This is a genomic window from Pseudomonas extremorientalis, assembly GCF_001870465.1.
GTDB classification, from domain to species: domain Bacteria; phylum Pseudomonadota; class Gammaproteobacteria; order Pseudomonadales; family Pseudomonadaceae; genus Aquipseudomonas; species Aquipseudomonas extremorientalis.
Map to the genome: position 1 here is coordinate 187,005 of NZ_MDGK01000041.1, position 22,661 is coordinate 209,665.

The following is a 22,661-nucleotide window of genomic DNA, read 5'->3' on the forward strand; positions in this document are numbered from 1 at the left end:
ATGAACCTGTCCCCCCTCAATCGCCGCCGGTTCGAACGGTTCAAGGCCAACAAGCGTGGCTGGTGGTCGCTGTGGCTGTTCCTGATCCTGTTCGTGCTGAGCCTGGGCGCCGAGCTGATCGCCAACGACAAACCCCTGGCCGTGCACTACGACGGCGGCTGGTACTTCCCGGCGCTCAAGCGCTACCCGGAGACCACATTCGGCGGCGAATTCCCTCTGGAGGCCAACTACAAGAGCCCGTACATCCAGGAACTGCTCAAGTCCAAGGACGCCTGGACGTTGTGGGCGCCGATCCCGTTCAGCTACCAGAGCATCAACTACGACCTCAAGGTGCCGGCCCCCGCGCCGCCTTCCAGCGTCAACCTGCTGGGCACCGATGACCAGGGCCGCGACGTGCTGGCGCGGGTCATCTACGGCTTCCGCGTGTCGGTGCTGTTTGCCCTGACCCTCACCGTGCTCAGCTCGATCATCGGCGTGATCGCCGGGGCCCTACAGGGCTTCTATGGCGGCTGGGTCGACCTGGCCGGGCAGCGTTTCCTGGAGATCTGGTCCGGGTTGCCGGTGCTGTACCTGCTGATCATCCTCGCCAGTTTCGTGCAGCCCAACTTCTGGTGGCTGCTGGGGATCATGCTGCTGTTCTCGTGGATGAGCCTGGTGGACGTGGTGCGCGCCGAGTTCCTGCGTGGGCGTAACCTGGAATATGTGCGGGCGGCGCGGGCGCTGGGCATGCAGAACGGCGCGATCATGTTCCGCCATATTTTGCCCAACGCGATGGTGTCGACCATGACCTTCATGCCGTTCATTCTCACCGGCGCCATCGGTACGCTTACCGCCCTGGACTTCCTCGGCTTCGGTTTGCCCGCCGGCTCGCCGTCGCTGGGTGAACTGGTGGCCCAGGGCAAATCCAACCTGCAAGCGCCGTGGCTGGGCATGAGTGCCTTTGCCGTGCTGGCGATCATGTTGAGTTTGCTGGTGTTTATCGGCGAGTCCGCTCGCGATGCCTTCGACCCGAGGAAATGAGATGAATCAGGACAATCTGATCGAAATCCGCGACCTCTGCGTCGAGTTCGTCACGGGCGAACACCACCACCGCGTGGTGAACCATGTCAGCTTCGATATCAAGCGCGGTGAAACCATCGCACTGGTGGGTGAAAGCGGCTCGGGCAAATCGGTGACCGCCCACTCGATCCTGCGCCTGCTGCCCTACCCACTGGCACGCCATCCCTCCGGCACCATCGAGTATGCCGGCCAGGACCTGCTGACCCTCAAGGAAAAAACCATCCGCCACATTCGCGGCAACCGCATTGCGATGATCTTCCAGGAGCCGATGACCTCCTTGAACCCGCTGCACACCATCGAGAAGCAGATCAACGAAGTGCTGGGCCTGCACAAAGGGTTGCAAGGCAAGGTCGCCACCCAGCGCACCCTGGAGCTGCTGGAGCTGGTGGGTATTCCCGAGCCGCACAAGCGCCTCAAGGCCCTGCCCCATGAACTGTCCGGCGGTCAGCGCCAGCGGGTGATGATCGCCATGGCCCTGGCCAATGAGCCCGAATTGCTGATCGCCGATGAGCCGACCACGGCGCTCGACGTGACGGTGCAATTGAAGATTCTGGAATTGCTCAAGGAACTGCAGGCGCGCCTGGGCATGGCGCTGTTGCTGATCAGCCATGACCTCAACCTGGTGCGCCGGATTGCCCACCGCGTGTGCGTGATGCAAAAGGGTTGCATCGTCGAGCAGGCGGAGTGCGAGACGCTGTTCCAGTCACCCCGGCACCCGTACACCCAGGAGTTGTTGGCGGCAGAACCCAGCGGCGGCCCGGCGACCAACGATGTTGGCCCACCGTTGCTGGAGGTCGATGACCTGAAAGTGTGGTTCCCGATCAAGAAGGGCTTTTTGCGCAACACCGTTGACTACGTCAAGGCGGTGGACGGTATAAACTTCAGTCTGCCCCAAGGGCAGACCCTGGGCATCGTCGGTGAAAGCGGCTCGGGCAAGTCCACCCTGGGCCTGGCGATCCTGCGGTTGATCGCGAGCAAGGGCGGTATTCGTTTTGAAGGCCAGCAACTGGACAAGCTCAGCCAACAACAGGTACGCCCGTTGCGCCGGGAAATGCAGGTGGTGTTCCAGGACCCGTTCGGCAGCCTGAGCCCGCGCATGTGCGTCAGCGAGATCGTCGGCGAAGGCTTGCGCATCCACAAGATGGGCACGCCGGCCGAACAGGAAGCGGCGATTATCGCGGCGCTCAAGGAAGTGGGCCTGGACCCGGAATCCCGGCATCGCTACCCCCACGAGTTCTCCGGCGGGCAGCGACAACGCATTGCCATCGCCCGCGCGCTGGTGCTCAAGCCACGCCTGATCCTGCTCGACGAGCCCACCTCGGCCCTCGACCGCACGGTGCAACGCCAGGTGGTGGAACTGCTGCGCAGCCTGCAGGCCAAGTACAACCTGACCTACCTGTTCATCAGCCATGACTTGGCGGTGGTGAAGGCGCTGAGTCACCAGTTGATGGTGGTCAAGCATGGGCAGGTGGTGGAGCAAGGGGATGCGCAGGCGATCTTTGCGGATCCGCAGCATGCCTATACCCGCCAGTTGCTGGAAGCCGCTTTCCTGGTTCCCGCCTGACACAACTTTGAAAAAAATCTGAGAGAAGGCTTGCCGCCCGCAGGCCTGAGCCTTGCCGCCGTGGCTGACGCAAGCCACGGACTTGCAGGAAACACCTGCTACAAATGCCCTATCCTCGCGGCTGATCATCCGGGGTTTCATCAACCGGAACAGCTCTCATGGATGACATCCACGCCCTCGCCCTGACCTGGGACAGCCTGCCCGGCGACACGCCGCTGCCACTCAGTGTCAGCCCTTCTATCGGCTACCTGAACGAACGCCAATCCCTGCGCAGCGAAGGCGACACAACCCTGATCGCCCACTTGAACCGCCTCCTGGCCATCGCCTCGAACCAATCATTACCGCCTCCCACGTATCCCGTGCCAATGGTCCAGCATTCGCAGTTGGGCCAATGGTGCGAAGTCTTTTGCAAGGCCATCAATCAGAAAGACTTCATTGACTGGGCCAAGGCCCAAGGGTTTGATCTGGCCACGCTACGCGTGCACAACAGCCGACTCAGCGTGGCGGCCCACGGGCAGCCCAGGGTCTACACCCTGGCCGACGCGTCCGCCTGGTGGACGCTGGCCAACCCGATCATCTACATCAGCCAACTGGTGGACCCGACAGAGCTGGGCATGCCGTATATCGAACCTGAACCTCCCACCGGCGTACGCACATTCCCCTTGAACCTGACGCTGGCATTCCATGGCTTGCCGATGCCTGCCAACCGCCTGCAGGCGCAGACCATTGTCGAAGAACTCGACGCCTTGAAGGGCTTTCCCGGCTTTGACGATAACGGGCGCAGCAAGTCGATGAGCTACGCCGAGTTGGGCCAGCAGATGCTCGACTATCGGCAGTTGGCAGAGGCCCTGCAACCGCTGGCCAAGGATGAGAACAGCTTTGACGCGCTGGACATCTACCGCACCGTGCTGTCTCTGACATCCGATTCGCGATTGTCCAGAAACCTCAAGGAGGCGGCTGGCCTGTTGCAGGCGATCATCAATAGCCACGACCTGGGCAGCACGGACGACGCCCCCGCGCCCGCTTACTTCGATTACCAGCGGCAAGTGTTGTGTGTGCTGAGCCCGGACAGCGGGCGCGAAATAAATACTTTGGTGTCAAAGGCATCCGATGAGCGTTGGAACCGGTTGGCCACACTTGGCGAACAACTGGGCAGCCATGTCTATACCGACCAGCGCATCAGTATGGCCGGGGCTTTGCAGGCGTATGCCATCGAGTGCCCGCTCAGCAAGACGGAGGTCAGCCTCCTGAGCCAACGACTGCGCGACTGGCCGGCGCCTGCGGTGCCGGTGATATTGAACAGTGCCCGGTCGTTCGGCGAGTTGTATCGCTATCGGCAGTACATCGGCCTGCTCAATGATCGCCACGTGCTGCGCAACGCCTTGTCGACGGTGATCGCTGGCGGGAACCTGAATGATGCCGATCGGTTTGAGGTAGACGCCAGCGTTGACCCGGACACACTCCAGGCAACCGTTAAAAAAGCCTACGCCCAGATCCACGTGCTGACCGACCACCCTGACTTCCTGGCCATCCGCACCCGGGAACGCGTCGACCCTGCCAGCCACGTATTGCTCACTGCCGAGGGTAGCGTTGGCGCCAATGGCCTGGACGGCACCTGGAAAACCCTGACCGACCCAGTGATGAGCAATGTTGAACTTGCCCCTGTGGTGTCGCGCCTGAAGCTGGTAGCCGCCAAGACAGGCGGGTACTTGCGCAGTCATTTCAAGGTGACGCTCAGCCAGGCACTGAGGCTCTATCACCTTGCGCGCCCCCACACACTGCACGAGGCACGTCTGACGTTGCAACAACTGAGCGTCAGCCAACCGCTGCCGGCGCGTCAGGGCCACTACTGGCGAGCGCTCAAGCCACTGTCTGGTTCACAACCCTCAGCCTGGAAACTGTCGGTGCTCCAGCGCACGCAGATTATGCGCATCATCGAACGCTTCACGGCCGACCAGGACGTGCCGCTGTTCGCGTACCTCGGCCAGCCCATCGTCACCGGCAAGTCGGTGGCCGACGTACGGGTGGAAGCGGATTTCCTCATGGTCCGCCTGCTCGCAACACCCTTGGCCCAGCAACTGGCAGACGCTTTGTCGAGCGCCCTGCACTGGCATGGCGGCCACGCCGGCGAGCGCACGGAAAGTGGCAGCCGCAGTGCACTGATACTGGCAGCGCTGATCCTGAGCCTGGACCCCGAGCCCGATGCGTACCCGAACCGGATCAATCTGGTCGACTGGCACGACGATTACTTCTGGGGTGAGCACGTGCCGTTCATACGCCAGTACATCGACAGCAGCCTGGCCGGGCTCCACCCAGCCCCCGCAGCACTGGCCGCGCACCTGTTGCTGAGCGAAAAGGGTCCACATTTGCTCGTACGCGACATACCCGACGCCACGCCTTGCCTGAGCGCCCAGACCTGGGTGCTGTATCATCAATACGTCATGTATATGGAAAAGGTCATGCCGGGGTCTTCCCGTCAATTGACTTACAAGCAGATCATGTTCCTGGCCGGGCTGGCGCCACATGGCAGCTGGAAGCGCTTCCTCGAAAGCAGCGAAGCAACGCCACCGGTGCTGGAATGGGCCGTGGTCAACGGCATGCTGGACCCTCGACCGCATTACGACGTGCTGGCGATCAATACCGCACTGGAAGGCCTCAATCGACAGCGTGCCAGCCTGGCCGCTGCCATCGAGACGTTTGCGCAGCCCGTGGTGACCTTGCGCCAGACCGCACTGGAAGATCTGCGCCGAGTGTATGCCGACAACACCTTGCTTGAAGAGCGAGTGCTGATGTGGCTACCGGAACACTCGCCGTTTTCCGAAGACGGCCGCTTCGAGGGCGTGTATACGGGGCCTCTGTACTCATTCGTCGACCTGCACAGTGCCGGTGCCCTGGATGTCACCTCTAAACGCTGGCACTCGACAAACGCTGGAGTCAAATACCGGGAATTGGCTCGGCAATTCCACTTGCTCACTCCGATCAATCGGCTTTATTTCGACACCTTTGATCGCAAGCTCGGGCAGTTGAAAGAAGCCTACGGGACCGCGCTCCGTTACGGCTTGTCGCACCTGACCCTGCCCAGTCGTGAAGCCCTGGAATACGGCCTGGTGCTTTTTTTCGGTCTCACCCAGAGGCACGGCGACGTCGGCCGGTTCGGTGTACTGATGTATGTCTCGCATTACAGCAACAGAAAGTTCTATGAAGTTTTTCCCCGGCACCTGTTGGTTCGTCCACGTCCAGACCTTGACTACGAGCAGGTCATGCAGGCGGCCGAGGACGGTGCCAGCGGTGCCTGGATGCGTTTCGACTGGCCGGCCTACGCGCAAGGAACCCGACCTGCCGAGGTGGCGCTGACCGCGGCGGCAACCGACCTGACCATCCATCAACTCGACAGCCTTGCGCCCGCCGAAATCCCCGAGCCGGACCTCTTCGGACGCCGGGTGCCGCGCACCTTCGACTCACCACGCACCCGCGCCTTGATGAGTGTGATCGTCGAGCGGCATATGCTGCATGACGGCGAGGCCCTGCGTGAAAAGGCCCGGCAGCCGATCACCCTGGCTGAGGCCGTGGCCGGTTACGATCCATGGGACGACTACCTGCGCCGCTGTGCACCGCCGGTACGTTGGAGCTTGAATAATGGCGACTTTTAGCTGACGCTGCTCGCCTGCCCGTTCAACTGCTGCGAGGAAGCCCCCGCCCATGACTGCTGCCACTGCTCCGTATTTCTGGCGTGACCCCGCGCTGGCCTTTATCGAGGCACGGACCATCGCCGATGGGCGCAAGGTCACCTACAGCCGGCATGCCCACGAGCATTTTTCCATCGGCGCGATCACCACCGGGCGCAGCTATTACCACTACGGCAGCGAGACATTCCAGATCAGCGCCGGCACGGTGGTGTTGATGAATCCGGGCGATGTGCACGCCTGCAACCCCATCGACAATGAGCCGTGGTCCTACCAGATGCTGTACATCGACACGCCCTGGCTGACGGAGTTGCAGCATCAGTTGGGCTTCAGCACCGACCAGGGTTACCGACCGTTCAATACGCCCCATACCCAGGACGCCGTGCTGTACCGTGGCTTGCTGGAGTTGTACCGCATTCTGGTCGATGAACAGGCCGAGCACTTGCAGAAACAGGACGCGCTGGTGAGTTACTTCAGCGACGTACAACAGCGCCTCAACCCAGCCGGCACCCCGCTGCGCGAGGTCAACCACAAGCTGGAGCGGGCCGCCGAGTACATCCGCACGCACTGCACCGAAGGGGTGAAGCTGGAAGACATCTGCCTGGCGGCCGAACTGTCGCCGTCCTACCTGATCCGCGCCTTCAAGCAATATTATGGGCTGACACCCCATGCCTTCCTGGTCAACCAGCGCATCCAGTTCGCTCGCGCCCGATTGCGTCAGGGCGCGCCCATCGCCGACGTGGCCCTGGCGGCGGGGTTTGCCGACCAGGCGCATTTCCAGCGCGCGTTCAAACAGCATTTCGCCGCAACGCCAGGGCAATACCGCGACGTGCTCAAGCCATCAGCAAATAACCCACACTGGCCACCAGCAACGCGGCCATTGAACGGTTGAATATGCGCACGCCCTGGGGGTTGCCCAGGTAGCGCCGCAGAAACGTGCCGGCATAGGCCCAGCACGCCACCGACAGATAGCAGATCACCAGGTAGAGCCCGGCAAACAACCACACCTGCCGTGCATCGCCATCAGCGACGAACAACCCCATCCCGGCCACACACGCCAGCCAGGCCTTGGGGTTGAGCCACTGCATGATCGCGCCGTACAGCATCGACGGCGCCGTGGCACTGCCATCGGCGTCCAACCGACCATCGTCCACCGCCAGTTTCCAGGCCATGTACAGCAGAAAAGCCACCCCGCCCCACTGGATCAATTGGGTCAGTATCGGCCAACGTATCAGCACCTCATGCAACCCCAGGCCAATCAACACCAGCAGCAAGGTGAAGCCCACGGCGGCCCCCAAGACGTGTTTCTGGCTGGCGACAAAACCGAAACGCGCCCCCGAACTCAGTGCAACCACATTCACCGGGCCGGGGGTGATAGACGTGGCGAGTGCGAAGGCAGCCATGGAAATGATCAGACTCATTGCAGTTCCTTGTTATTCGAGCGAGTGACGATGGGACCACGGTAAAGGGGCCGCTCGGTCGAGGTATTGAAGAAAATGCCCCTCGCTCGCTTAGACGCTTTTATTCCATTGATATAACTGTATTTTTTTCTTTCGCACAGGCGATTGTGATAGGCAAAAATGCGTATTTGCCGTGCGGGGGCCGATGCTAGAGTTCAATTCCTACTGATCAAAAAAAGGAACCGCCATGTCACGTCGCCTGCTGGCAGCCGCCTGTCTGATGTTGTGTTTTTCCGCCGCCCAAGCCGCTGAGCGCTGGGAAACGCTGCCGCCAACACCCGCCCCCGTGGCCGGTGCCAAGACCGGCTATGCCGCCGTCAACGGCATCAAGGTCTACTACACCCGTACCGGCCATGGCTCGCCGGTGGTGCTGCTGCATGGCGGCCTGTCCAACTCCGATTACTGGGGTAATCAGGTCAAGGCCCTGGCAGCCAGGCACACGGTGATCAGTATCGACAGCCGCGGCCACGGACGCAGCTCGCGGGACGAAAAACCCTATGGTTATGACTTGATGGCCGATGACGTGGTGGCCGTGCTCGACCACCTGAAAATCCCCCGCGCCGACATCGTCGGCTGGAGCGACGGCGCCATTATCGGCATCGACCTGGCCCTGCGTCACCCGGACCGCCTCGGCAAAGTCTTCGCCTTCGCCGCCAACACCCAGACCGCTGGGGTGAAGGAAGGCGTCGAGAAGAACCCGACCTTCGCCGCCTTCATCGAGCGCGCCGGCAAGGAGTACGCCAAGCTGTCGCCGACGCCGAAAGAGTACGACGCGTTTGTCGAGCAGATCAGCCATATGTGGGCCAGCCAGCCGAACTGGACTGACGCACAATTGCAAAGCATCAAGACGCCGATCCTGATTGCCGATGGCGACCATGACGAAGCGATCAAGCGCGAACACACCGAGTACATGGCCGCAACCATCCCCGGCGCCGGCCTGCTGATCCTGCCGAACACCAGCCACTTTGCGTTCCTGCAAGACCCGGCGTTGTTCAACGCAGCACTGCTGGGCTTCCTCGACGGCAAATAGGCACCGCCTCAAGTGCCGGGCATCTGGGTGACGATGTCGCCGATGCCCAACACCCGGCCATCCTCGGCGAGGATCTCGACCTTGCGCAGTGGCTTGAGCGAGCGCGCATCCAAGACTTGCGCGCCGACCTCCTCCGGCTCGGTATAGGCCTGGCCCCATTGCGCCAGCGTCACCAGCACCGGCATCAGCGCACGGCCCTTGTCGGTGAGTTGGTATTCGCTGCGTGCGCCGACTTCGCTGGTCTGCAACAGGCCTTGCTCGACCATGTCCTTGAGCCGTGTGGCGAGGATGTTTTTCGCCACGCCCAGGTGTTTTTGAAAATCACCGAAACGTGTTACTCCGGCAAAGGCGTCGCGGATGATCAACAACGTCCACCAGTCGCCCACCACGTCCAGGGCACGGGCCACCGGGCAGCCATCGCCTTCCAGGCATTTGCGTTTCATCGTCGGGCCTCCGGGCACTTGCAAAATAAGGTTGCATTATAGGACCAACAGGCTCAGGATAAAAACGGTTTCATTATTAAACCTAATTAACTGTCTGGAGCGCATCATGGATATTCGTGGAAAAGTGGTACTGGTCACCGGCGCCAATCGCGGCCTGGGTAAAGCATTCGTCATTGCCTTGCTGGAAGCCGGCGCGGCCAAGGTCTACGCCGGCGCACGCGATCCAGGCAGCGTGAACCTCCCCGGCAGCACGCCGATTACCCTGGACATCACCGACCAGGCCAGCGTGCAGCGCGCCGCCGAGCAGTGCACCGATGTAGACGTGGTGATCAACAACGCGGGGTTCCTGAAATACGGCGCGCTGCTGGCTGAAGACAGCGTCGAAAACCTGCAACAGCACTTTGACGTGAACACCTTCGGCACCCTGCGCGTCAGCCGTGCCTTTGCGCCGATCCTGGCCAGGCAAGGCGGCGGCGCGCTGATCAATGTGCTGTCGGTATTGAGCTGGCTCAGCCCGCCCGGCACTGGCGGCTACAGCGCCTCCAAGTCCGCCCAGTGGGGCCTGACCAATGGACTGCGCGGCGAACTGCGCGAACAGAAGACCCTGGTGATCGGCGTGCACCCCGCCTACATCGACACCGATATGGTGGCAGACGTGCAGGCGCCGAAGAGCACGCCCCAGGACGTAGTCGCCATCACCCTCAAGGCCCTGAGCGAAGACCGCGAGGAAGTGCTGATCACCGACATGACCCTGGCCGTAAAGGCCTCGTTGTCCACCGACAGCCCGGTCTACCTCAACAACTGATCAACCCGATGCCCGCCAGCGGCTTATCACCGCTGCGCGGGAATCCGGACGTCGCCATCGCGGCACTGGGTTTTCACACTGCGCGGGCAACCAGCAAAGGCCAGGTCCTTGGTCAGGCATACCCGCACCTCGGACAGCACTTTGCCTTTGCAGATGACTGCCAGCCCATGATTGCCCATGCGCGGGTTGCTCTCACGGAACAACGCCTCGATCTGACTGGCCTGCAACGCCGGCGGCGTATTGAACGGCTGCAGTTGCTGCGGAATGCTCACCACCCCCAGCGCCTGGTCGGTTTTTTCCAGGTAGGCCGACGGTTCCAGGCCACTGCAGGTGCCATGCTTGGACCATTCATGCTTGAGCAATGCACGGGTCGGAAACAGTGTTGCGCCCTTCTCGATTTCTTCACGACTCAACGGCGACTGCGGCGCACAGGATGCCGGCCAGCCGCCACGCGCATACTGCGGCCACAGACCATGCAATACAAAACCGTAACCCTTGCCGGAACATTGCTCGTTGTCCGGGTGCGTCAGGCAAAAGGTCGGCGACCACGACAACGACAGCACATAAAAATCAAACTCCCCCGGTGTGCCTTGGCTGCGCGGAGCCGCCATCGCACTGGTGGCCAGCACCAGCCACATCGCCATCCAGTATTTCATTTGTCTATTCCTTGGAAAAAAACAACCCTAACGCGCCTACTCAGGACGATGGGGGTTACGTTGTAGCACCTTGTCCAGGATCCGATCGGTCTTCAACGCTTCGATACCCAGCGATGGGTGCTCGGCTTCGCCACGGATATGTGCGTTCATCGCCAACACGTGGTGCCACTGGATATGCGCGTGGCACGGCACTTCCAGCACTTCGCACGATTCACCCTCAAGGTGCAGCGGCTGGTCTTCGAAGACCGAGAATCGGATGCGCCCACGGCTGCCGATCAGTTCCACCCGGTCCTCGCGACGGTCCGCGACAAAATTCCAGCAGCCCATGCCCAGTGCGCCCGAACTGAACGTCCAGCACGCCGTCACTGCATCCTCGGCCGCATAGCGCCCGGCTTGTCGCGCGGTAAAGCCTGTGACCTCAACGATGTCCCCGGCCAGGTACTGGAACAGGTCGAAACCATGGCTGGCCAGGTCGGCGAAGTAACCACCGCCAGCGATGGTCGGGTCAGTGCGCCAGTTGGCGGGGCTGGCGTCGTCGGCACCCGGTGGCTTGCACAAGGTCCAGGTCAGGTGGCGCAGTTCGCCGATGCGCCCATCTCGCAACCAGTCGCGCACTTGCTGGAAACGCGGCAGTGAACGGCGGTAATAGGACACAAACAGATACAGCCCGGCACGCTCGAAGGTGCGCTGCATCAACGCGCTCTGCTCGGCGTTGAGCGACATGGGCTTCTCGACGCAGCAATGCTTGCCGGCCGCCGCGACCATCAGGCTGTATTCGAGATGGCTGTCCGGTGGCGTGGCGATGTACACCGCGTCCACCTCGGGGTCGTTGATCAGCGCCTGGGCGTCGGTGTAGAAACGCGCAATGCCATGGCGTGCCGCATAATCACGCACCGCCGCTTCGCGGCGCCCCATCACAGCCACCAGCGCAGAACCTGGCGCTTTGTAGAAAGCCGGTCCACTCTTCAATTCAGTGACACTGCCACAGCCGATCATGCCCCAGCGTACGGTGCTCATCTGCCCTCCTCGTGCGTTTTGATCAATCGGGCAGTATCCACATCCCCACACGTCAGTGCCATAAGCACTTAGCATGACAATTGCATTACACTTTTATGACACTCATCCCGCTGCGGGGGCACAGACGATGAAAATACGTGCAACGGTCATTTGCGAACACGAGGGGAATATCCTCTTCGTGCGCAAGGCCAGATCAAAATGGGCATTGCCGGGAGGCAAGGTCGAACGCAACGAGCGCCCGGTCGGCGCGGCCGAACGCGAGCTGGAAGAAGAAACCGGATTGAACGTGGACGGCTTGCTGTATTTGCAGGAACTCAAGGCCCGCGACACCGTGCACCACGTGTTCGAAGCGTCGGTGGTGAACGTCGCCGATGCAAAACCTTGCAATGAAATAGTCGATTGCCAGTGGCACCCCTATGGCGCCATGGACGAGCTGGACACCACCGACGCCACCCGCCACATCGTCAAATCCTTCCTGCGTCGCCTGTAGTTCAGCGCTCTGGGCGCAGACCTACAAGCGCCACGTTCAAGACTGAGGCTTGCGGCCTGCCGCCTGCCCCCGCAGATACAACGCCTCCACTAACTTCTGCCGCTCCTCCCGAGGCAACGTGCTGGCGAACTGCGCCAACGTCGTGTCCACCAACGCACGCAGCGCCATGTCGGCTTCACGGGCCTTGGCCAGTTCCGCCACCAGCACATCCCGATCCAGGGTCGGCGCTTCCAATTGCTTGATCACGCCCATGCGCGCTTCACGCCCGGCCATGATCAGCGGCTGGCTGTCGGCCCGGTTGTGCCGCAGCAGTTGGCGCAATTCCCGGCGGCGCTCCGGCGGCAGCTTGATCATCGCCTGGCGCAAGCCGTGCTGGTTGACCACCGCCTCCGCGGGCTTGGCGCTGGCCATCCAGTGGTAGAGGCCACCGCCGACGCCGCCGATCAGGAACACGTTGAGCAAGACCGAGGCCAGCAGCCAGGGTTTGAGGGACTTCAGGCTCATTGCTCGGTGTCCTCGGCATTGACGGTAAAGATGACTTGCGCATCGCCTTGATCGAAGACGCTGGGCAACACCTCGGACGACAGCATCGGCAGCGGCACGCTCAGGGAGGCCACCAGCATCCCGGTGACGATGCCCGCGACACCCACGCCTACCAGGCCGGCCGGCGACAACCAGCGGGCATAGCGCGACCAGAATGAATGGCCGCGCGGGGCCGACAGCCGAATCTGCCGCGCCAGCGAAGGATCGACGTAGGCCAGTTGATGGCTGTCCAGTTGACCGTCGAGCCAGCGCGCCTGTTGCTGGGCCTCATGCGCAAGCACATTGCCGCTGTCCAGCAAAGCCTGGGCTGCGGGCTGTTCAGCGCGGGGCCAGCGGTGCAGGTCGGCGCCATAGGCGTCGGCCAGGTAAGCAAAACGTTCGGGTGTCATGGTTTTCCCCTTCCTGGGCGGGCAAGCCCGGGTGTGTCGGCAAGTTGGCTGCGCAACTGGCGTCGGGCCCGCGACAGCAGGCTCTCCAGTGCCTCGACGCTGATGTTCATCAGGGCCGCGGCGTCGATGTTCGACAGCTCCTGGTAGTACTGCAACACAATCGCTTCGCGCTGACGCTCAGGCAGCGCCGCCAGGGCGGCAGCCATCCGGGCGCTGCGGTCGGCGGCTTCCAGCTGTTCATCCGGCGTCAGTGCGCTGTCTGTCAGCGCCAACGCTTCCTCGTCCTCCAACGGGCGCTCCTTGCGCCGGCGCAGACGGTCGTGGCACAGGTTGAGCGCCACCCGGTGCAGCCAGGTGTCGAAGCGCGCCTCGCCACTGCGCCAACTGGCGGCGTGGCGCCAGATGCGCAGGAAGCTTTCCTGGGCCACGTCCCTGGCTTCGTCGGCATCCCCCAGGATCCGGCCGGCGAGCGCCAGCAGACGCGGCAGTTTGCGCGTCACCATTTCGTTGACGGCCGCCGGTTCGTTGTTACCGATGCGCGCCAGCAGTTCAACGTCCGGATCAGTGTCTTTCAATCGGGCAATTCTCGGTCAGCGTATCCAATGCCCTTCACGCCAGTACCAATTGGGGCCGTGAGCCTCCCAATGTCCCGGTTCCCAACGCGCATTGCGCATCACCGGCTGCCAGTGCCCAGGCACCCACCCATAGCCGTGCCCTTCCCAGCGCCAGTGGCCGCGGTCCCAGGCGTAACCCGGGCGCTCCACGGGGATCACTTCCACGCGTTCCGGTGGCGGTGCCTGGCGGATGATGATTTCGGTCTGGGCAAACACAGGGGTGCTGACAAGCGCGGCAAGGGCCAGCGGAGCAAGCAAGGCATAGCGCAATTTGGCCAGGGGTCTCATGGCAACTCCTTCATGCAACACGCGAAAGTGCGGGTGCTGATGGGTTGAACGGCGGGGGCGGGAAAATCCGTCGCAGATTTTTTGGCAGTATTGCTCAGGGGGTGGCAGGGCTTGATGAAATGTTTGAAAGCTTTGCGACGGATTTATGCCGATGGCCGCGTTGAAGGATTAACGCTGATCAACCCAAGAGGAAACACCATGTATCGCCGACTTTACATGCTGGTTGCCGCACTGCTGATCGTCAGCCTCAGTGGCTGCGTGATCTTGCCGGAACATCGCCATTGCTGCTGGCGCTACTACGGCGCGCTCGAAGCCCCGAGCCACACCGTCGATGCCTGACCCAGCGCAGTACACCGGATACCCCGGTCAACAGAGGGTCGCCCCGTCCGGCGACCTCTCGTCTGCTGCACCGCCGAAGGCTTGACTCGGCGCCCCGATCGAAAGACGCTCTTGGCTTTTCGCCATCATCCAGAGCAGCCGCCCCATGAGCATCGACCCTCCGAGCCAGCCCGACAGCGATGTGTACAAGACCTTGTTGGAGTCGACCAAGGCCATTCCCTGGCGTATTGATTGGCAGAGCATGACCTTCAGCTATATCGGCCCGCAGATCGAGGAGTTGCTCGGCTGGACCCCGCAAAGCTGGGTCAGCGTGGACGACTGGGTCGAGCGCATGCACCCGGACGACCGTGAATATGTGGTGGATTTCTGCGTATCGCAGTCCCGCGCCGGGGTCGACCACGAAGCGGATTACCGCGCGCTGACGGTGAATGGCGACTACGTGTGGATCCGCGATGTGGTGCACGTGGTGCGCAAGGACGGCGAGGTCGAGGCGCTGATCGGTTTCATGTTCGATATCAGCGAGCGCAAGAAGACCGAAGAGCACCTGGTGCGCTTGCAGAAACAACTCGAGGAATATTCCTACCAGGATGGCCTGACCGGTATCGCCAACCGCCGCATGTTCGACACCGTGCTGGAACGGGAGTGGGCCAGTGCCCAGCGCAGCCAGTTGCCACTGTCGTTGATCATTCTGGATATCGATTTTTTCAAGCAGTACAACGACCACTACGGCCATATCAAAGGCGATGAGTGCCTGCGCCAGGTGGCACACACCTTGTCCCAGGCGGCCAATCGGCCACGGGATTTCATTGCGCGCATCGGCGGCGAAGAGTTCGTGTGGTTGCTGCCGGAAACCGATGCGCAATCGGCCAGGCAGGTGGCGCAACGCTGTCTGCACCTGATCCGCCAGCAACAGATCGAGCATGGTTATTCGGCGGTGTCGAACCTCCTTAGCCTGAGCCTGGGCGTGGGCACACGTATCGTCAAACCTGATACGCCGATGCTGGGGTTCGTCGAAGAGGTCGACAAGTTGCTGTACCAGGCCAAACGCAATGGACGAATGCGTGCGGAGTTCACCGACAGTGAAGTTTGACGCGAAGGTCAAATCCCAGGCAAAAAAAATCCCAAGTAGCTGATGGAAACTTGGGATTTAAAAATGCATAAACCGTGGGAGGTGAACGCCCGGCTATAGTAACGATTGTAAAAAGCTGTAACAAGATTATTTTAATCCTTTCGTCGGATTAAAAGCGCTGTAAGTCATTCAATAACCACACGTTTTTTAAGGTAGCCAACCCTATAAGTGCCACTTTTTGGTGCAACTACTGGTGCTATTTCCACTGATAAGAAAGGGTTATTGAGTTAAGGCGACTTCACACTTTTCGATATACGCTCGCTCAACTGTTCGCAGGCATCTTGTGTATCGAGGCTATTGGGCAACACCGAGCGCGCCACACTTTCCACCTGTCGACACAGCGCCAAGCGCTCATTGGTCGCATCCCGCTCGCGGTCTACCTGGGCATTGAGCTGCACAAAATAGACCCCCAGCAACACCGCCGCGCAAAGCACTCCGATCACGAAGTAGCGAAAGTTGTTGGACGGCGGCTCGGATGGACTCATGGCTCACTGCGCCCTGCTCTTTTCATAACGCACGTCGCCGTCCTCGACCTGCGCCGCCAGCGTCCAGCCCAGGCGTTGGTAAAACCCGTTGGCCCGGATTTCGTCGCGCCCATCGGTGATCAGAAACAACCTGTCATGGTGTTTAAACAGTGCGGCTTCGGCCACCTCCATCAGTCGACGCCCCAGCCCCAGGTTCTCGTGAGACGGCAATACGAACATCGCGAACACCTCGCCGGTTGCCAGGTCGACCATGCTGAAGGCCACGGGCCGGCCATCCACTTCGGCGATCCATACGCAGGGGGCTTCGCGGATGCGGTCAGCCAACACCTCTGGGGTGATGCCCAACTCGGCCATCTGCTCGACACTCAGATGGTTTTGCACCACCGAGGTGCGAAGGGTGAAGAGCGTGTCGACATCGTCCTGCGTCGCCGCGCGGATAAGCGTTTGCATACTGGCCTCCCAATGAAGGACCCAATTGTATGTAAATTGAAACACAGCGATTGTCGTGGATTTGTAAAACCGCCGCCCTACAAGGCCTGGCCATGTTGCTGGCGACGGAATTGCCCTGGGGCCAGGCCATGGGCCTTGCGGAAGCAGCGGGAGAAGTACGCTTCATCGGTAAACCCGCAGCGGTGCGCAATGGGACCGATCATCTGCGCACTGTTGAGCAACAAGGTGCGCGCCAACTGCAGGCGGCGGTCGAGCACCAGTTGCGAAAACGGCTTGCCAGTCTCCTTGCGCAACAGGTGCGTGAGGTAGTTGGGTGACAGGAACGCCGCCGCCGCCGCGTCGGTAAGGTTGAGGGTCGGCTCGTGCAGATGCTCGCGGATGTAGCGTTGCACCCGCGCTAACGCATCCTTGCGCCCGCGCCGGGTGGCATTGTTGGCGGCGAACGCCTGCAACGGCGCGGCATACTGTTCGCAGACCAGGCCGATCAGTTGAAACAGGTAGCCCTTGAGACGCTCGCGGGCGCCAAAGGCACGGTGGGCGTCCAGTTCGCGCATGTGAACGAGCCAGCGTTGCACCTGCTCAAACGCCGCGTCATCGAGGATGAAGTCCAGCTGTTCCTGGAAGCGAAACGGCGAAAGCTCAGGCGCCTGGCCGATGGGAATGTCTTCCAGGTCGAGGGGGTCGCAGGTCAGTTGCGGCAGGAAAAACCCCTGACTGAAGTTGATCAGCATGAACTCGCCGTCTTCGGGATGGGGAATCACATGCAGGCGATGGGGCAGGATAAAGGCAAGGGCCTTGCGCGGAAACGGCCGCACCGCGCCACCAATGTGCTGCACGGTGTCGCCGCCAAGGTTGATCTGGATCTGGAAGTATTCATGCCGATGCGGGCTGGTCAGCGCCGCCCGCCCGCGCTTGTCGCGGATGTAGAAGTCGGAGCGGTCGCTGCGCTGCTGCATGCCGTAGGTGGTAACGCGGGTGCCTGGCATAACGGTCTCTCGGGTGGCCGGGTCACCACTTTAGCCTCAAGCCTGGCCGAGGGTGAACTGCAACTCGCCGATGCCCTCGATGCCCGCCGTAACCATATCGCCCGGCTGCAAGGCACCGACACCTGCGGGGGTGCCGGTGAAGATCAGGTCGCCCGCCTTCAGCGCGACCGACCTTGAGGCATGGCTGATCACTTCGCTGACCGACCAGATCTGGTCGGCCAGGTCGCCCACCTGACGCTGTTCGCCATTGACATCAAGCCAGATTTTTCCGCTGGACGGATGCCCTACCGCGCTCACCGGGCGCAATGCGGTACTCGGCGCAGACGCATCAAACGCCTTGGCCCACTCCCACGGCCGCGAGAGTTTTTTCGCATGGGCTTGCAGGTCGCGGCGGGTCAGATCGACGCCAACGCCATACCCCCAGATGTGGGAAACCGCCTGTTCCGGACTGATATCCACGCCGTCCTTGCCGATGGCCACCACCAGTTCCACTTCATGGTGCAGGTCGGCGGTCAGCGGTGGGTAGGCGATCATACCTTCGGCGGGCACCACGGCATCCGCCGGTTTCATAAAGAAAAAGGGCGGCTCGCGGTCCGGGTCGTGACCCATCTCACGCGCATGCTCACTGTAGTTGCGGCCCACGCAGAACACACGGCGCAGCGGGAAGCGCGCATCACTGCCCTGTACTGCGAGGGATGGGGTTGGTGCGGGGATGAATACGTAGTCAGTCATGGCCTGTGCCTCTGGGTTTGCCTGGCGCCAGTATGGCCAGGGGCGCCGAGGGAAAGTTGGACTGGCTTACGCAGATTTTGCACGGGGCGGTGCTTGCTCGATCATTTGCGTGCGACCTTGTAGCGCACGCAATCCTGATAGAAACCCCGGCGAATCGCCTCGGGCTTGAGCCGCGAACGGCTGTCGTAGGTCTGTTCGGTGATGCCCATGGCCATCATGCGCATCCAGGATTTGTTGAACTTCATGCTCTGGATCTTCTGCCGCGCCGCGTACAGCGACACCCCCGACAGTTTCAACTCCTGGGCCCTGGCCGCGGTGCCGGCGCCCCAACTGCACATGTACTTGTCACCCTCGCGCAGCTCCCGAGCCTGCACGGCTGCCGCGCCGCCGGCCAGGGAGCAGGCTATCAGCATGATTCCAACAGTGCGCATTTGCATCCCCACCTAACCACCTGAAAATAAAAGCGATTCTGGCGAGGATTTAGTTACAAAGGGGCCATTAAATTGCCTTATTACCACTGATAGGTTGCGCTCGCCTGCACAGTGCGCTGCGAGCCATACCAGCACCACGAATAGGAGTAGCAGGACGCGACATACTCTTTATTCGCCAGGTTGGTGGCATTGAGCGCCAGGCGCAGGTTGTCCTTTAGGCTGGTGATGTTGGGGATGTCGTAGTGCACGGCGGCATCGAACAAGGTGTAGCCCGGCACCTTGAGGGTGTTGGCGGTATCGCCCCACGAAGACCCGACATAACGCGCGCCCGCACCCGCGCCGAAGCCCTTGAGGTGACCATCGTGGAAGGTGTAGTCAGCCCATGCCGACGCAGTGTGGCGCGGCACGCCGTAGGTGGTGGTGCCTTCGGCGGCGATGGCCGGACCTACGCCGATATCGCTGATGGGCGCGTACCGCACGGTGTTGTTGGATTTGCTGATGCGGTTGTCCAGGTACGCGTAGGCCGCCGTGATGTCGAGGTTGTCGTTGAGGCTGGCCTTGCCTTCCAGCTCGAAGCCACGGGATTGCACTTCGCCGTCCTGGCTCTGGCAGCGCCCGGTGCCGCACAGGTGAGTGGGGTCCGGGTCGGTGGTGAGCACGTTGGTCTGGCGCAGGTCGAAGATGGCCGCAGTGATGAAGCTGTTGCTGCCCGGCGGCTGGTACTTGATGCCGATTTCATACTGCTTGCCTTCCGTCGGCTTGAACACCGAGCCGCCGTAACCGGTACCCGATTGCGGGTTGAACGACTCCGCATAACTGGCATACGGCGCCAGGCCATTATCGAAGAGATAGACCAGGCCGATACGACCGGTAAACGCCTTGCTGTCCAGGGACGACTCGGATTTGGCGCCGGTGCGCAGGGTCTTGGTGCTGCTGTCGGTGCTGGCCCAGTCATAGCGACCGCCCAGCAAGAGCACCCATTTGTCCCACTTCATCTGCTCTTGCAGGTACACGCCGGTCTGTTCGCTGCGCGAGGTGCCATCAGTGGTGTAGGCCGGCACCGGGACGGCTGCGCCATAGACCGGGTTGAAAATATCCAGGGTCGGACCTGCGGTGTACACGCCGGAACCGGACTTGGTGTCGGTGCTGGTGTTCTGGTAGTCGAGGCCCATCAACAAGGTGTGCTGCAAGGGGCCGGTATCGAATCTGGCCTGCAACTGGTTGTCGAGGGTGTAGGCATCCAGGTCGACATCGCTGGCGATGGTCGAACGGCGGATGGTGCGGTAATCCGCCATCAGGTAGTTGTTGTAGAGGCTGCGGTACTGGCCTTCGCTGCGCAGGTAACGCGCATTCTGGCGCACAGTCCACACGTCATCGAAGTGATGCTCGAACGCCCAGCCGATCGAGTAATACTCGCGGTCGCTTTTCTCGAAGTTCTTTTCGCCATCGTAGAAATCCACATCGATGCTGCGTCCAGTCGGGCTGTGCAGCACCGACCCCCAGGCCGGCACCGAGCCGTAGGAAGCCCCCTTGGGGTCCTTCTGGAAATGCCCGAGCAGGGTCAGCGAAGTGGCGTCGTCCGGACGCCAGGTAAAGGCGCTGGACAATGACTGACGGCGCGTCTCGGTGTGCTCCACCTGCCCATCGGCATCGTCGAAAAGCCCGGCCACACGGTAGGAATACACACCCTGATCATCCAGGGGGCCACTCAAGTCGAAGGTGGTGCGCTTCTTGCTGAAGGTGCCGTATTCCACGCCCACTTCATGAAACGGCGTGTCCAGCGGGCGCTTGCTGACCATGTTGATGACCCCGCTCGGCGTGCCCTGCCCGTACAGCACCGACGCCGGGCCGCGCAGCACTTCCACGCGTTCCAGATCGAAGGCGTCTTTCTGCGGCAAGGCGTCACGGCTCGACGGCATGCGCAGGCCATCGAGGTAGGTGGCCGGGGAGAAACCGCGGATGGTCAGTTGATCGAGACGCGATGCGGTGGCGCCACGGGTTTCCGGGATGACGGCGGCGCTGTAGCGCAGGATCTGGTTGAGGCTCTCGGCGTTCTGCGCACGCATCTGGTCTTTGGTGACGATGGAAATCGACTGCGGGGTTTCGATCAGCGCGGTGTCGGTCTTGGTACCCGACAAGCTGCGCGTGGCCACATAGCCGGCCACCGGCCCGGTCGGGCTTTCGGCCTGGTACGCGCCGCTGATGGTGGTGACCTGGAGTTCCATGGCGCCACCGTTATCCGGGATGGCTTCGAGGCGGTAGCGGTCGGCGGAAATCTTCAAGGCTTGCAGGCCGCTGCCGGCGAGCAATTGGCTCAGTGCCACGTCGGTGTCGTATTGCCCGCTCAAACCCTTGCTGCGCTTGCCCCGGGTCAGGCCCGCATCGAAGGCCAGCACCAGACCCGCCTGCTCGACCAGGCTATTGAGTGCCTGGCTCAAGTCACCCGCAGGAATCGAGAAACGGCGCAGCGCGCTGCTGCTCTCTTCGGCATAGGAGGATTGGACGGTCAACAACGGCACGGCGGCAAAAGCCATCGCCACTGACAGAGCCAGTGGGTGCAAGGGACGAGCAAGGCGCGACATGGGAAATCCTGCGTAAGGGAGGTTCTATTAACCATGACGGCCATGTCGGGAAATCGGGCAAGGATGCGAGCGATTTTTATTTGGCGGGCAATTTTGCAATCAGGTTTATCGCTTTTCGGTGTAGCACTTCGGGCTGACTTTTCGCGGTTTTTCCCCCTGCGTAGTGGGCTCTTTCTGAATTTTCCAACCGTTCATCCAGCCGCATTTTGCTGCGGCATGCTCCGACGCCTTGCCCTTTGCCGAGACGTCATGGATGACCCACGCTGCCCACATTGCCCTGATCGAATTTGAGCTGGATGGCTTTCATCAGAGCCTGGTGATTTATCGCCAGCAGATGAACGCCTGGTATTCGCGCGCGCTGGATTCAGTGAGCCATGCGGCTGACATGCCGTCGTTGCTGGGGATTGACCGGGTATTGCGGCTTGGCGATTCGCAGCGTTCGGTGAGCCTTTCCGACACTGACTTTTCGACCGTGACCCGCTGCCCGATGGGCGGTGAACTGAAGATCGAGAGCAAGTTCGAGTCGGTATATAACGTACCAATCGGCAATATCCCGGTTGAGGTCATCGGCCTGGATGACGGCAGTTCCAGCGTAATCATGCTGGATGAACAGGGTAAGGGCTCACATCACTGCGCGGCGGGTGGGCGCTATCAGGTGCGGGTGCAGGGCGGTGTTTCCAGCGAGCAAGTCGACGCGTTGTTTGCCTCCTACGACGGGTTGATGGGGGATCTGCAGCAGTGGCTTCGGGAGCAGTGGTCTGGCTTTAAACCGCACTGGGAGCGCTCGACCGCCAGTGCGATTGGCAGCGGTCTGTTGGCGGGCAGTTGGGCGGCGATTCACGACGTGTGGGACAGCATCAAGCTGGTACAGGCGATTCTTGAAGACCCGATGCAGTTCGCCGAGCAGTTAGGTGATCAAGCCGCCAAGTTGGCACAAGTCGCCACCGATACGCCAAAGGTCATGGAGCAGGCCATGTTGCTGGCCAGTGACGAGGCGGCGCTGTACCTGATGGTACGCACGGCGATGCTCTGGCTGGACGCATTACCCCCCAGTGAAATGGCCGAGGTAGCGGCAGGGTTTGTGGTGTCGCTGCTGATTGACCTGGTGATTGGCGCCGTGTTGACCATCGCCTTGCCGGCCGCGGGTGTGGCGTATTTGAGTTTGCGGTTGGTCAAGTATGGAGTGCGGATTCTTGAGGCGGCGGTGGGTTTTGTTAAGGGTCTTCTTGCGATTCTGACGAAGTTCATGCAAGCGGTGGATCGCTACAAGGCGGTGGCGGTTCGCGGGGTGGTCGGCGGGCTCAAGCAAGGCACGATGCAGATGCGCTGGAAGGCGCGGCAGAACGCGGTGCTGAAGCAGAAAGAGCATGTGGATGATGTGCCGGTTTTTGCTCGAAACCCGAATGGGGATGCGGCGGCACCTGCGGACAAGACCGCCACCAACGGCTGCCCGGTGTCGATGGTCACCGGCGAGGAACTCCTGACC

23 protein-coding genes and 1 pseudogene are annotated in these 22,661 nt (G+C 61.6%); 10 read left to right on the forward strand and 14 right to left on the reverse strand.

Annotated elements, in window-relative coordinates:
- From BFN10_RS17235 to BFN10_RS17250, 4 genes are all read left to right on the forward strand, one after another.
- Nucleotides 1-1,020, forward strand: coding sequence for an ABC transporter permease (locus BFN10_RS17235; protein ID WP_071490688.1), 1,020 nt, complete (start codon nt 1-3; stop codon nt 1,018-1,020).
- A gap of 1 nt (nt 1,021) precedes the next feature.
- A complete protein-coding gene (locus tag BFN10_RS17240; RefSeq protein WP_071490689.1) occupies nt 1,022-2,623 on the forward strand; it encodes an ABC transporter ATP-binding protein in 1,602 nt (533 codons plus the stop codon).
- Between the two features lie 158 nt (nt 2,624-2,781).
- Nucleotides 2,782-6,273: a hypothetical protein gene (locus tag BFN10_RS17245; RefSeq protein WP_071490690.1), complete on the forward strand. Its 3,492-nt coding sequence runs from the start codon at nt 2,782-2,784 to the stop codon at nt 6,271-6,273.
- Nucleotides 6,274-6,322: 49 nt separating this feature from the next.
- Entirely contained in the window at nt 6,323-7,198 is an 876-nt protein-coding gene (locus tag BFN10_RS17250; protein WP_071490691.1) for an AraC family transcriptional regulator, read from the forward strand.
- Here BFN10_RS17250 and BFN10_RS17255 read toward each other — a convergent pair.
- Entirely contained in the window at nt 7,140-7,727 is a 588-nt protein-coding gene (locus BFN10_RS17255; protein WP_071490692.1) for a LysE family translocator, read from the reverse strand. The two genes, BFN10_RS17250 and BFN10_RS17255, sit on opposite strands and share 59 nt — an antisense overlap.
- A 226-nt stretch (nt 7,728-7,953) precedes the next feature.
- On the opposite strand from BFN10_RS17255, the gene BFN10_RS17260 reads away from it, so the two are divergent.
- Nucleotides 7,954-8,796: an alpha/beta fold hydrolase gene (locus BFN10_RS17260; protein ID WP_071490693.1), complete on the forward strand. Its 843-nt coding sequence runs from the start codon at nt 7,954-7,956 to the stop codon at nt 8,794-8,796.
- Nucleotides 8,797-8,804: 8 nt separating this feature from the next.
- Here the strand turns inward: BFN10_RS17260 and BFN10_RS17265 are convergent, their stop codons facing one another.
- Entirely contained in the window at nt 8,805-9,239 is a 435-nt protein-coding gene (locus BFN10_RS17265) for a winged helix-turn-helix transcriptional regulator (protein ID WP_071490694.1), read from the reverse strand.
- A gap of 106 nt (nt 9,240-9,345) precedes the next feature.
- Between BFN10_RS17265 and BFN10_RS17270 the strand changes: the two genes are divergently transcribed.
- Nucleotides 9,346-10,044: an SDR family oxidoreductase gene (locus tag BFN10_RS17270; RefSeq protein ID WP_071490695.1), complete on the forward strand. Its 699-nt coding sequence runs from the start codon at nt 9,346-9,348 to the stop codon at nt 10,042-10,044.
- Between the two features lie 26 nt (nt 10,045-10,070).
- Here BFN10_RS17270 and BFN10_RS17275 read toward each other — a convergent pair whose 3' ends face one another.
- Nucleotides 10,071-10,700 carry a ribonuclease T2 family protein gene (locus tag BFN10_RS17275; RefSeq protein ID WP_071490696.1) on the reverse strand — a complete coding sequence of 210 codons (630 nt, stop codon included), beginning with the start codon at nt 10,698-10,700 and terminating at the stop codon, nt 10,071-10,073.
- A 36-nt stretch (nt 10,701-10,736) separates the two neighbouring features.
- Nucleotides 10,737-11,717 (reverse strand): Gfo/Idh/MocA family protein, encoded by a 981-nt coding sequence (locus BFN10_RS17280; protein WP_071490697.1) that lies wholly within the window; start codon nt 11,715-11,717, stop codon nt 10,737-10,739.
- A gap of 127 nt (nt 11,718-11,844) precedes the next feature.
- Between BFN10_RS17280 and BFN10_RS17285 the strand changes: the two genes are divergently transcribed.
- Complete coding sequence (locus BFN10_RS17285) at nt 11,845-12,207, forward strand: NUDIX hydrolase (protein ID WP_071490698.1); 363 nt, start codon at nt 11,845-11,847, stop codon at nt 12,205-12,207.
- 36 nt (nt 12,208-12,243) lie between these two features.
- Here the strand turns inward: BFN10_RS17285 and BFN10_RS17290 are convergent, their stop codons facing one another.
- From BFN10_RS17290 to BFN10_RS17305, 4 genes are read right to left on the reverse strand one after another with little or no spacing between them, the layout of a single operon-like run.
- Nucleotides 12,244-12,711 (reverse strand): periplasmic heavy metal sensor, encoded by a 468-nt coding sequence (locus BFN10_RS17290; protein ID WP_071490699.1) that lies wholly within the window; start codon nt 12,709-12,711, stop codon nt 12,244-12,246.
- Nucleotides 12,708-13,139: a hypothetical protein gene (locus BFN10_RS17295; RefSeq protein ID WP_071490700.1), complete on the reverse strand. Its 432-nt coding sequence runs from the start codon at nt 13,137-13,139 to the stop codon at nt 12,708-12,710. The genes BFN10_RS17290 and BFN10_RS17295 overlap by 4 nt, the downstream gene beginning before the upstream one ends.
- Complete coding sequence (locus BFN10_RS17300) at nt 13,136-13,714, reverse strand: RNA polymerase sigma factor (protein WP_071490701.1); 579 nt, start codon at nt 13,712-13,714, stop codon at nt 13,136-13,138. Before BFN10_RS17300 ends, BFN10_RS17295 begins: the two co-directional genes overlap by 4 nt.
- A 15-nt stretch (nt 13,715-13,729) precedes the next feature.
- On the reverse strand, nt 13,730-14,041 hold the full coding sequence (locus BFN10_RS17305; RefSeq protein WP_071490702.1) for a YXWGXW repeat-containing protein: 312 nt from the start codon (nt 14,039-14,041) through the stop codon (nt 13,730-13,732).
- A gap of 198 nt (nt 14,042-14,239) precedes the next feature.
- Here BFN10_RS17305 and BFN10_RS29475 point away from each other — a divergent pair, with 198 nt between their 5' ends.
- Both BFN10_RS29475 and BFN10_RS17310 read left to right on the forward strand, forming a co-directional pair.
- Nucleotides 14,240-14,380 (forward strand): hypothetical protein, encoded by a 141-nt coding sequence (locus tag BFN10_RS29475; protein ID WP_165447930.1) that lies wholly within the window; start codon nt 14,240-14,242, stop codon nt 14,378-14,380.
- 145 nt (nt 14,381-14,525) lie between these two features.
- On the forward strand, nt 14,526-15,470 hold the full coding sequence (locus tag BFN10_RS17310) for a GGDEF domain-containing protein (RefSeq protein ID WP_071490703.1): 945 nt from the start codon (nt 14,526-14,528) through the stop codon (nt 15,468-15,470).
- Between the two features lie 266 nt (nt 15,471-15,736).
- Here the strand turns inward: BFN10_RS17310 and BFN10_RS17315 are convergent, their stop codons facing one another.
- The 6 genes from BFN10_RS17315 to BFN10_RS17340 all read right to left on the reverse strand — a co-directional run bounded on the left by BFN10_RS17315 (nt 15,737) and on the right by BFN10_RS17340 (nt 21,175).
- The gene (locus tag BFN10_RS17315) at nt 15,737-15,994 is read right to left on the reverse strand and encodes a hypothetical protein (protein ID WP_071490704.1); all 258 of its coding nucleotides are present in this window, start codon (nt 15,992-15,994) and stop codon (nt 15,737-15,739) included.
- Nucleotides 15,995-15,997: 3 nt separating this feature from the next.
- Complete coding sequence (locus BFN10_RS17320) at nt 15,998-16,444, reverse strand: GNAT family N-acetyltransferase (protein WP_071490705.1); 447 nt, start codon at nt 16,442-16,444, stop codon at nt 15,998-16,000.
- 77 nt (nt 16,445-16,521) lie between these two features.
- A complete protein-coding gene (locus BFN10_RS17325; protein ID WP_071490706.1) occupies nt 16,522-17,430 on the reverse strand; it encodes a helix-turn-helix transcriptional regulator in 909 nt (302 codons plus the stop codon).
- A 36-nt stretch (nt 17,431-17,466) separates the two neighbouring features.
- Nucleotides 17,467-18,162: a fumarylacetoacetate hydrolase family protein gene (locus tag BFN10_RS17330; protein WP_071490707.1), complete on the reverse strand. Its 696-nt coding sequence runs from the start codon at nt 18,160-18,162 to the stop codon at nt 17,467-17,469.
- A 101-nt stretch (nt 18,163-18,263) separates the two neighbouring features.
- A complete protein-coding gene (locus tag BFN10_RS17335; RefSeq protein ID WP_071490713.1) occupies nt 18,264-18,593 on the reverse strand; it encodes a hypothetical protein in 330 nt (109 codons plus the stop codon).
- Between the two features lie 80 nt (nt 18,594-18,673).
- Nucleotides 18,674-21,175: a TonB-dependent siderophore receptor gene (locus tag BFN10_RS17340; RefSeq protein WP_071490708.1), complete on the reverse strand. Its 2,502-nt coding sequence runs from the start codon at nt 21,173-21,175 to the stop codon at nt 18,674-18,676.
- A gap of 253 nt (nt 21,176-21,428) precedes the next feature.
- Between BFN10_RS17340 and BFN10_RS17345 the strand changes: the two are divergent.
- Nucleotides 21,429-22,661, forward strand: a pseudogene (locus BFN10_RS17345) (type IV secretion protein Rhs); the annotation flags it as partial.